This window comes from Flavicella sp. IMCC45668 (assembly GCF_057219105.1).
The window spans coordinates 1044900-1055753 of sequence record NZ_CM170114.1; the positions used below are offsets into that span (position 1 = coordinate 1044900).

The 10854-nt window shown below is 35.4% G+C and carries 12 protein-coding genes; 7 read left to right on the plus strand and 5 right to left on the minus strand.

What is annotated here, in order from left to right:
• Positions 1 to 348, plus strand: coding sequence for a DUF1801 domain-containing protein (locus tag AC2DZ0_RS04910; protein ID WP_484644039.1), 348 nt, complete (start codon positions 1 to 3; stop codon positions 346 to 348).
• Between the two features lie 24 nt (positions 349 to 372).
• On the opposite strand, the gene AC2DZ0_RS04915 is transcribed toward AC2DZ0_RS04910, so the two are convergent.
• Genes AC2DZ0_RS04915 through AC2DZ0_RS04925 form a run of 3 tightly spaced genes read right to left on the minus strand, consistent with a single transcriptional unit; the run spans position 373 to position 3497 of the window.
• On the minus strand, positions 373 to 1167 hold the full coding sequence (locus AC2DZ0_RS04915; protein ID WP_484644041.1) for a 3-keto-disaccharide hydrolase: 795 nt from the start codon (positions 1165 to 1167) through the stop codon (positions 373 to 375).
• 5 nt (positions 1168 to 1172) lie between these two features.
• The gene (locus AC2DZ0_RS04920; RefSeq protein ID WP_484644043.1) at positions 1173 to 1796 is read right to left on the minus strand and encodes a gluconate 2-dehydrogenase subunit 3 family protein; all 624 of its coding nucleotides are present in this window, start codon (positions 1794 to 1796) and stop codon (positions 1173 to 1175) included.
• A 3-nt stretch (positions 1797 to 1799) separates the two neighbouring features.
• Positions 1800 to 3497: a GMC oxidoreductase gene (locus tag AC2DZ0_RS04925; protein WP_484644045.1), complete on the minus strand. Its 1698-nt coding sequence runs from the start codon at positions 3495 to 3497 to the stop codon at positions 1800 to 1802.
• Between the two features lie 231 nt (positions 3498 to 3728).
• On the opposite strand from AC2DZ0_RS04925, the gene AC2DZ0_RS04930 reads away from it, so the two are divergent.
• The 6 genes from AC2DZ0_RS04930 to AC2DZ0_RS04955 all read left to right on the plus strand — a co-directional run bounded on the left by AC2DZ0_RS04930 (position 3729) and on the right by AC2DZ0_RS04955 (position 9971).
• Positions 3729 to 4778 carry an AraC family transcriptional regulator gene (locus AC2DZ0_RS04930; RefSeq protein ID WP_484644047.1) on the plus strand — a complete coding sequence of 350 codons (1050 nt, stop codon included), beginning with the start codon at positions 3729 to 3731 and terminating at the stop codon, positions 4776 to 4778.
• 80 nt (positions 4779 to 4858) lie between these two features.
• Entirely contained in the window at positions 4859 to 5779 is a 921-nt protein-coding gene (locus tag AC2DZ0_RS04935) for a sugar phosphate isomerase/epimerase family protein (protein WP_484644049.1), read from the plus strand.
• 18 nt (positions 5780 to 5797) lie between these two features.
• Complete coding sequence (locus AC2DZ0_RS04940; RefSeq protein WP_484644051.1) at positions 5798 to 6967, plus strand: MFS transporter; 1170 nt, start codon at positions 5798 to 5800, stop codon at positions 6965 to 6967.
• Between the two features lie 9 nt (positions 6968 to 6976).
• Positions 6977 to 8122 (plus strand): Gfo/Idh/MocA family protein, encoded by a 1146-nt coding sequence (locus AC2DZ0_RS04945; protein ID WP_484644053.1) that lies wholly within the window; start codon positions 6977 to 6979, stop codon positions 8120 to 8122.
• 37 nt (positions 8123 to 8159) lie between these two features.
• A complete protein-coding gene (locus AC2DZ0_RS04950) occupies positions 8160 to 9212 on the plus strand; it encodes a sugar phosphate isomerase/epimerase family protein (protein WP_484644055.1) in 1053 nt (350 codons plus the stop codon).
• A 3-nt stretch (positions 9213 to 9215) separates the two neighbouring features.
• The gene (locus AC2DZ0_RS04955) at positions 9216 to 9971 is read left to right on the plus strand and encodes a 3-keto-disaccharide hydrolase (protein ID WP_484644057.1); all 756 of its coding nucleotides are present in this window, start codon (positions 9216 to 9218) and stop codon (positions 9969 to 9971) included.
• A 39-nt stretch (positions 9972 to 10010) separates the two neighbouring features.
• On the opposite strand, the gene AC2DZ0_RS04960 is transcribed toward AC2DZ0_RS04955, so the two are convergent.
• A complete protein-coding gene (locus AC2DZ0_RS04960) occupies positions 10011 to 10160 on the minus strand; it encodes a hypothetical protein (RefSeq protein WP_484644059.1) in 150 nt (49 codons plus the stop codon).
• 55 nt (positions 10161 to 10215) lie between these two features.
• Positions 10216 to 10800 carry an RNA polymerase sigma factor gene (locus AC2DZ0_RS04965; RefSeq protein WP_484644061.1) on the minus strand — a complete coding sequence of 195 codons (585 nt, stop codon included), beginning with the start codon at positions 10798 to 10800 and terminating at the stop codon, positions 10216 to 10218.
• Positions 10801 to 10854 lie beyond the last annotated feature (54 nt).

Below are 10854 nucleotides of genomic sequence, written 5' to 3' on the forward strand. Positions count from 1 at the left end.
ATGAAAGAAAAGATTGAAGCTTATTACCTAAAACAAAAAGAACCGAATAGAAGTGTTCTTTTTGCTTTGCGCGATATTATTTTGAATTATAATGACCATATTTCAGAAGAATGGAAATATGGTTTACCATCTTATTACTATAAAAAGAAACCCTTTTGTTACATCTGGAAAGATATAAAAACCAACGAACCCTATATTGGAATTGCTAGAGGGTTTCTCTTAGAAAACCATAATTTAATTCAGGGAGACAGAACAAGAATCAAAATACTACCTATACCCCTAGACCAAGATATAGCAATTGAGACTATCTACGAGGTATTTAACCAAGCCTCAAAACTCTACGAGTAAGTAAAGAATTATAAATAAACATTTTTACAATTCCATAATTTCAATATTTCTAAACTCACAAGGATGACTTTCGCTCTGCAAGGATATAAAGCCTTTACTCAAAGGTTTACCTTCTTTGCTTAACCATAATTCCTTATTTGCATCTACCTTGCCCCCTAACTCAAAATTAGTATACTCTAATACCAATTCATTGTTAATGTAATGTTTGATGATGGAATCATTCCTAACCTCCACTTCCACTTTAACCCACTGATCTCCATTGTAAGTTTTAGAATTTGAATCAATACAATGTTTTTCTACCAACTCTCCGTCAATTACCACATGTGTTCCCGGGGTACAAACATTTCCTGTAGGACGCTCACCATCGTTCAAGCCTCCCAATAATTGAACCTCCAATGAAACAGGAAACTTTTGATCAAGACCCATCTGACGTGGATTTTCACAATGAACCATAATCCCACTATTTCTTTTAGCCCAACCACCTCCGCCTTTTAATTGACTTCCTATAAAACGGTACTCCATTCTTAACCTATAGTTTGCATACTCCTTGTCGTAAAAAACATGACCGAAATTATTATTAAAAGTGTCATATGAATCGTAGTTCACAGACAAAACACCATCATGTACTTGAAAAGTATTTTTATAATTTTCACCAAGAGGACGGCCTGTAATCTTTACCACCCAACCTTTTAAAGAATTATCATCTAACAAAGACACCCATTCCTTTTTCTTAGCCTCCCCTTTCGTTTTTCTATTTCCTATATCACAAGCAATCAAAAACATACAAGAAACCACCGCGAATACTAAAATCTTTTTCATATTTTTTAAATTGACCATGCATTCCCAACCTCATCTACAGAAATACACCCATTATACTGTCCCGGAATAGGATCATAACTCAACACTTCTTCACCTACTTTTTCAGATGTGCAATACCCAAAAATGGCGTAGTAACGTACGGACAATAAAAACTTATACACATTGTAATACTCCATCTTATCTCTAGAAACTTTATGCATCGGAGTTTTTTGAAACCACAACAATTGTTTTGTCTCCTCTTCAGATAAATCAAAATACTCAGTTAACAGAATTTCAAACTCTTTCTTTTTTCCCTCCAAAACAGAAACTCCGAATCTCTCTTTAAACTTATCAGCAAAAACAACAGCTCCATTCCTAAATAACTTTTGATTTGTTTCTGTTTCTATATCCTTATACATCAAATCCAAAAACTGAGGAACATTAACATCCAATCCACCTACAATCTCAGTAGATGGAATAATAATATCTACTAGTTCCGTAACTACTCTCTGTTCTTCCTTGGTCAAAAATTTAGTTTCCCACAGTTCTGAATCTTCTTTACAAGCGTTTAAAATACTCAAGATAGTAGGTGTTGCAACTGCATACCCCAAACTCATGGTTAAATTTTTCAGCGCACTTCTTCTATCCATAACTTATGCTTTATTATTTTTTTTAAACTCCTTTATTGCATGATCTGCAGCCCTTGCCGTTAATGCCATATATGTTAAAGATGGGTTTTGACAAGCAGAAGATGTCATACAAGCACCATCGGTTACGTAGACGTTTTTAACAGTGTGAATTTGATTGTATTTGTTCAATATTGATGTTTTAGGATCTCTACCCATCCTAGCAGTTCCCATTTCATGAATCCCTTTACCAGGTATGGCTTCATTATTATATCCCCAAACATTTTTATAGCCTGCTTTTTTTAAAATCTGAACGGCCTGATTTTTCATATCCTCACGCATTTTCATCTCGTTTTCTTTGTATTCCACATCAAAATCGATTGTTGGCAATCCCCATTCATCTAGTTTTTCATAATTCAAAGAAATTTTATTTTCATGATACGGCAAACACTCACCAAAGGCACCCATCCCAACACTCCAAGTTCCAGGTTTTAATATTTTTTCTTTCAATTTTTTTCCAAAACTTAATTCTGAAATTGCCTGCTTCCAATTTCCTCTACTCGCTGCGCCTTGATACCCAAAACCTCTTATATATTCCTTTTTTTCGCTTTTGTCATTTAAGTTCTGAAATCTCGGAATGTAAAACCCGTTAGGTCTGCGTCCCTTATAATAAGAATCATCAAATCCCTCAACCAATGCGGAAGCACCTACTTGATAATGATGATCCATCACATTATGCCCTAATTCACCACTATCATTCCCTAAACCATTTGGAAAACGTTTTGATTTCGATTGTAATAAAATTCCTGCGGACGCTATGGCAGAAGCACAATTAAAAATAATTTCAGCCTCAAAAAATAATTTTTCTTTAGTGATCGCATCAATAATTTTTACTCCAGAAGCTTTTCGGCTTTTCTCATCATACACTATCTCATATGCAATGGAGTTTGGTCTTAATGTCATATTTCCAGTCCTTTCCGCTGCTGGTATAGTAGATGAGTTACTACTAAAATACCCACCAAAAGGACATCCTCTATCACATCTATTTCTATATTGACAGTTAGATCTTCCCTCATGCAATGCATTTCCTGTTAAATGTGCAACTCTTCCAATAGTCAAAAGTCTATCATCAAAGGAATCTGTAATTTTCTTTTGCAGATCTTTCTCCACGCAGTTCAACTCCATGGGTGGAGAAAACTTTCCGTCAGGAAGCTGATCCAATCCTAAATTTTGTCCAGATACCCCGATATACTCCTCAACCATATCATACCATGGAGCAATATCCTTATATCGAATTGGCCAATCTACACCATGCCCATCCTTCTTATTTGCTTCAAAATCCAAATCACTCCATCGATACGTTTGCTTTCCCCACATAATAGAGCGCCCACCAACATGATAGCCTCTAATCCAATCAAACTTTTTCTTTTCATTATAAGGATGTTTTACATCATCAACAAACCAATGTTTTCTAACTGGATTGGTAGCATACCCACCCCATAATCTTCCTTGCTTAAATTGATTTCTCGACGCTTCCTTTGTTCTCCTTTCACGATGAGTATCATCCCAAACATCCTCGTGCATGGTAGGATAATCTTGAATATGCTTTACCATTCTCCCGCGTTCTAAAACTAAGGTCTTTAAACCTCCCTCACATAATTCTTTTGCAGCCCATCCTCCGGATATTCCGGTACCGATTACAATGGCGTCAAATTTGTTAGACATATTATTCAATATTTTTTTGATTATTTATTTTATTAAACTCCGAAATCACATAATTCCATTATCTCCTAACGTCCTAAGATTCTTGTACTAACAAAAAATAGAATCGTACATGATACTTTCCTCCCTTACCAGAATTTATTTAAGATTAGTTCTCGATCGGTTAAACCGAAAAAACGTGTTGAAACAAAAAATAAACGTAATTACAACATCTATTCGTCTAAATTAACTATTTTGCACAGTAATAATGTTCAAATTACTTCAGTGACTTATTCTAAACAGAAAATCCAACCCTACGAAGCAGATGGTATCGTATACCATGCAGACACCTGCCTACCCTTAACAGATGCCTTTAATCGCAAAAAACTAAAGTTCAAAGCTCTGGCACGACACTCTTACCCAGGAGATCGCTTAGACAACAACACACTCGGACTTAACAGTATTGGCTATTGGGACGCTAACAAACCGCAAGACTGGGGACTCGATTGGCACAGGAACGAAGGAATTGAAATCCATTTCCTAGAATCTGGCTCTATGCCTTACGCTCAGGAAGGCAAAGAAACAATACTTACACCTGACCACCTCACAATCACAAGACCTTGGGAAGCACACAAAGTAGGAAATCCAAATGTAGGAATGGGTAAATTCTACTGGGTGATCATTGACCTTGGCGTAAGGAGACCGCACCAAGAATGGGAATGGCCAGAATGGATTAGTATGACACCCGATGACCTTGCACGTCTTACGCAAATTCTTCGCCAAAATGAAAAATCAATATGGAAAACCGACCAACGAGTAAGAAGCTGTTTTTCAAGAATAAACAACGCTGTAAACACCGACAAAAACGGAAGTAACGCCTCCAGAATCAGACTCTTAATCAATTACCTATTAATACTCTTATTAGACCTCCTAGACACAGGAGATGTTGTACTAAACGAAACTCTAACCGACAGCTCAAGATCTGTCAGTTTATTCCTAAGCGAACTTGAAAACAACCTGTCAGAAGAATGGACTATCGAAAAAATGGCTAAATCTGCCGGTGTCGGACTCACTAGATTTACCCACCATTGCAAACAACTTACAAACCTAACCCCAATGAGATACTTGACTATTAGAAGACTAGAACTCTCAAAAACCATTTTACTTGAGAAGCCTAATCTAACGGTTGCAGAAACCGCCTACATCTGCGGATTCACTACCAGCCAATATTTCTCAACAGTTTTTAAAAAGTATGAAAAATGCTCGCCAAATGAATTCAAAACCAGAGAATCTAACAACAACTAAAATGTTTAAATTCTTTCACTGACTAAATACAAACACAGAAAACAATTCTATTGCATAGCTTTGTTTGACCACTAAAAATTATGAAAAGGAGAGAATTTATTACCAAAACAACTCAAGCAAGTTTTGCATTGTCCATGTTAGGACTTAATTCTGCCTGCGATTCAAAGGAACAAGAATTATTTTTCAAAATTTCCTTGGCACAATGGTCTTTACATAAATCGTTATTTTCCAAAAAAATTGACCATTTAGATTTTGCAGCTATTGCTAAAAAAACTGGCTGTGTGGGATTGGAGTATGTAAATAGTTTTTTCTTTGAAAAAGCAAAGAATAAAGCATACTTAAATGAAATGAATACTAGAGCAAACAATGAGGGTGTTGAAAACGTTTTGATCATGATCGATAGAGAAGGCTCTATCGCTGATAAGGATCAAAATAAAAGAATTCAAACCATTGAAAACCATTATAAATGGGTGGATGCAGCACATTACCTTGGTTGTCATGCTATTCGAGTAAATTTAAGAGGAAACGGTTCTCCTGAAGAAGTTGCTAAAGCAGGCATTGACTCCCTAACCAAACTATCAGAATATGCCTCTGCGGCGAATATTAATGTACTCGTTGAAAACCACGGCGGACTATCTTCTGATGGGTATTGGATGCAGCAAGTATTTTCACAAATTCAAAACAACAATTGTGGAACCTTACCCGATTTTGGTAATTTTTGCATACGTAGAAATAAACAAAAAGAATGCATCGATACATACGATCGATACACTGGAATGAAGCAACTACTTCCGTTTGCCAAAGCTGTAAGCGCAAAATCCAGAACTTTTTTAGACAATGGTGATGAAAAAAACATTGACTATTACAAAATCATGAAAATGGTTAAAACATCTGACTATCGTGGATTTATAGGCATCGAATATGAAGGCAATCAACATGAAGAGCTCAAAGGAATTGAACTAACAAAAAACTTATTAATAAAAGCTGGGCAACTAGCATAAAACCAAAATTATCACACCATGGAAACTATCAATAAAAACAGATTATTTCTTGCAAGCTGCCTTGCTTTAATTACTACAGCCATGACATTTGCCATAAGGGCTCGTCTTGAGACTGTGTTCGGTCCGGAAGGGGTTGGTTTAACATTAGAGCAAATTGGGTATGCATTTACCCCTGCATTTTGGGGATTTACTTTGGCAATGATCATAGGAGGGCCACTTGTAGACACCTTAGGAATTAAAAAGATTACTTGGATCGCTTTTGTGACTCATGCCATTGGAATTGTTTGGACATTATTAGCAACATCAATGACTTCATTATTTATTGCAACTTTATTTGTAGGAATTGGAAATGGAATGGTAGAAGCTGCCTTAAATCCAATGATTGCATCCATGTACTCAGAAAATAAAACGAAAATGTTGAACCGATTCCATGTATGGTTTCCTGGAGGGATTGTAATAGGATCACTGGCTGGATACATCATTATGGATGTCATGGGACTAGGATGGCAAGCAATGGTATCTGTCTTATTTATTCCTGTAATTATTTATGGAGTTTTATTCTATGGTCAAAATTTCCCTTTAACAGAAAGAGTACAATTAGGAATAAGCAAAGAAAAAATGGTTGCTAGTTTAGGAAAACCTTTATTCTTGTTTATGGTATTTTGTATGTTTTTAACAGCTGCATCGGAATTAGGAACAACACAAAGAATTGAATCTTTATTAAAGACTTCTGTAGAATCTCCTCTTCTAGTTCTTGCCTTTATCAATGGGATAATGGCTCTAGGTCGACTTTCAGCTGGTCAAGTAGTACATAAACTAAAACCCGCTGGAATGCTTTTATATTCAGCAATTTTTACTTTAGCAGGACTATGGTTGTTAACTATTACAACTGGAGGAATGACCTTTGTTGCAGCAGCAGTATTTGCTGTAGGTGTTACTTTCTTTTGGCCAACAATGCTTGGTTTTGTAGCCGAATACCTACCTGAAACTGGAGCATTAGGACTTTCAATCATGGGAGGAGCAGGAATGTTATCTGTATCTATAGTATTACCAATTATGGGTAAACTAATGGATAACGCAGATGCAAGTGAAGCATTAAGAACAATGTCTATTTTACCAGCAATATTAATTGTTTGTTTTATTGGATTAAACTTTTACATGAAGAAAAAAGAAATTGCTAAAATTTAAATATTTATAATGACTAGAAAATTAAGAATGGGTATGATTGGTGGAGGAACTGGTTCTTTCATCGGAGATGTACATAGAAAAGCTGCCTCAATTGATGGCATGATAGAATTGGTTTGTGGAGCATTTAGCAGCACAGCTGAAAAATCAATCGCTTCGGGAAAAGACTTGTTATTACCAGAGGATAGATGTTATGCTAATTTTGAAGAGATGATTCTTAAAGAAAAATCACTTCCTAAAGACATACGAATGGATTTTGTTGCTATTGTAACACCGAATCATATGCATTTCCCACCGGCTAAACTTGCATTAGAAAATGGATTCAACGTGATTTGTGACAAACCAATAACACTTACTCTTGAAGAAGCTATTGAGTTAAAATCCGTGATCCAAAAATCTGGTAAAACATTCGCTCTTACACATAATTACACAGGTAACTCTATGGTAAAACAAGCTAGAGCAATGGTGAAAAATGGAGATTTAGGTAAAATCAGAAAGGTACAAGTACAATACCTTCAAGGATGGCTTGCTACCTCTCTTGAAGAAACAGGACAGAAACAAGCAGCCTGGCGCGTAGATCCTAAAAGATCAGGAATTGGAGGAGCTCTTGGTGATATTGGAACACATGCAGAAAACCTTACTGAATATATTACTGACCTCAAAATAGATGAAATCGCAGCTGACCTAGGTATCTTTGGTAAAGGAAGAACTTTAGATGATGATGGAAATATTCTTTTAAGACTTGAAAATGGAGCCAAAGGAACGTTATCCATATCTCAAATTGCAGTAGGTGAAGAAAATAACCTTGCCATTAAGGTCTATGGGGAAAAAGGAAGTTTAGAATGGCATCAAGAAAACCCAAATCAATTGATTACAAAATGGTTAGATGAACCCGTTAAAACCTACACCCCTAATGGAAACGGACTGTATCCAGAAGCCTTACATGTTTCTAGAATTCCGGCAGGACACCCAGAAGGATACCTAGAAGCTTTTGCCACGGTATATAAAAACTTCTCAAATCATTTACTAGCACTGGAAAATGGTAACACTTCTGAAAATCCAGATTTCCCAACCGTAGAAGATGGAATCAGAGGAATGAAATTCATTTATGCTGCTGTAAAAAGCAGTAATGAAAATTCGAGCTGGACAAAACTATAAATTCAATCAAATAACAATTATAAAATAGCCACAAAACATGAGTACAATTAAAGGACCTGCCGTATTTTTAGCGCAATTCGCTGGAGATAATGCCCCATTTAACAACCTCGAAGGAATGTGTAAATGGGCCTCTCAACTAGGATATAAAGGAATACAAATCCCTTCATGGGACACAAGACTGATAGATGTAAACAAGGCTGCTAAAAGCAAAACTTACTGCGATGACTTAAAAGGTCTTGTAAACTCCTACGGATTAGAAATTACCGAACTAGCATCACATTTACAAGGCCAACTTGTTGCGGTACATCCAGCATATGATCTTATGTTTGATGGTTTTGCACCAGATGATTGCAAAAATAACCCAAAAAAAAGAACAGAATGGGCCGTTCAGCAATTAAAAGACTCGGGTACCGCTAGTAAACACCTAGGCATTAATGCACATGCAACTTTTTCAGGTTCTTTGCTCTGGCATACTGTATATCCATGGCCACAGCGTCCAAACGGACTTGTAGAAATGGGGTTTGAAGAATTAGCTAAAAGATGGCTACCAATTCTTAATCATTTTGAAGATCAAGGTGTGGATGTTTGTTATGAAATCCATCCTGGTGAGGACCTGCATGATGGTGTTACTTTTGAACGTTTTTTAGAAGCAACAAACAATCACAAAAGAGTGAATATGTTATACGATCCAAGCCACTATGTACTGCAACAATTGGATTATTTAAAATTCATTGATTACTACCATGAATTTATAAAAATGTTTCATGTAAAAGATGCTGAATTCCTTCCTTCTGGAAAAAGTGGAATCTATGGAGGATATCAAGATTGGAAAGAAAGACCAGGAAGATTTAGATCTTTAGGTGATGGCCAAGTTGATTTCAAAGGTATTTTTTCTAAACTTACCAAATACGAATGCGATGTTTGGGCAGTTATGGAATGGGAATGTTGCCTTAAATCTCCAGAACAAGGTGCTCGGGAAGGAGCTCCTTTTATTCAAAAACATATTATTGAATCTACAGGAAAAACTTTTGACGATTTTGCTGGTTCAGAAACAGACAAACAACAACTAAAAAACATTTTAGGAATATAAATTATGAGAAAAGTATTATTCATTGGTTTGAGCATATTATCCACGTTAAGTTACGCACAGGATAAAACTAAAAAAATGAGTCCGAAAGACACTGAAGTCTGGGTCCCTATTCCACCAGTAGTTACAACTTACCAAAACAATCAAGCGCCAAGTGATGCCATTGTTTTATTTAATGGAACAAACTTAGACCAATGGGTAAATGCAAAAACATCTAAGCAAGCTAACTGGAAAATCAATAACGATGGTTCTATGACAATTGTTGGGAAAAACAAAGGAGGGGGAAGTATTAAAACAAAAGATAATTTTGGCAGTATGCAGCTACATTTAGAATGGAAATCTCCAGATTTAGATGCAAAGCGAAAAGGTCAACAACGTGGTAATAGTGGAGTTTTTATTCAAGGTAGATACGAAGTTCAGGTTTTAGATAACAATGACAATCCTACATACTCAAACGGTCAAGTATCAAGTATTTATAAACAAACCATTCCTCTAGCAAAAGCTTCTGTTCCTACTGGTGAATGGAACACCTATGATATTATCTACCACGCTCCTGTATTTAATAAAGATGAATCCTTAAAATCAGCAGCAACCATTACCGTTTTACATAATGGAATTTTAACCATTGACCATTTTGAATTATTGGGACCTACAAAATATATTGGCATCCCTGAATACAAATCTCATGGCGATGCTCCAATCATGCTTCAAGATCATGGTTCACCCGTGAGTTATCGAAACATTTGGCTCAGAAAACTTTAAACAAAAAAAACCTTCTAATTTCTTAGAAGTTTTTTTTTACTAATTTAAATTTAATTCCACTTGATCTTCAGTTTTTTTTAACTTCAAAAAATGTAACGATTTTGAATAATTCAAAATAAACTCAATGGATTGATCCGACGGCATCTTAGGGTCTTTGTTAATTTTTTCTTCTGTGTAATCTTTTGTCATGTATATAGTTTAAGGGTTATACAATACACAACGCACATTTTTACAATATATTATATCAATTTGTCAAAATAATATCTTTTTGATCTACCAACTTCCTCATATTAATCAAAGCATACCTCATTCTCCCCAACACGGTATTGATACTTGCACCGGTATTCTCAGAAATTTCTTTAAAACTTAATTCATTATAAATCCTCATATTCAAAACTTCCCTTTGATCTTTTGGTAAATATTGAATCAAACCAGTGATCTGACTATATAATTGTTCTTGAATAATTTCAGATTCTTTATTTTTGGAATCGTCACTTAACACAGAAAAAATGTCAAATTCATCAGTTCTGTTAAATTTTGGTAAACGATTGGATTTTCTAAAATAATCTATCACCAAATTATGTGCAATTCGCATTACCCATGGTAAAAATTTCCCCTCGTCATTATAACTCCCTTTTTTTAAGGTACGAATAACTTTTATGAAAGTATCCTGAAAAATATCCTCTGCTAATTGTCTATCTCCTACTTTAGAATAAATAAACCCAAAAAGTTTTTGTTTGTGTTTCACCACCAAAACTTCAAGGCATTTCTCATCCCCGTTAATATAATTAGATACTAAAGTACTATCTGAAACATGAACTCGCTGCATAACTCTTCCTTTTAAATTAATCGTCAAGAGACGATATTACTAAGATTTTAAAAG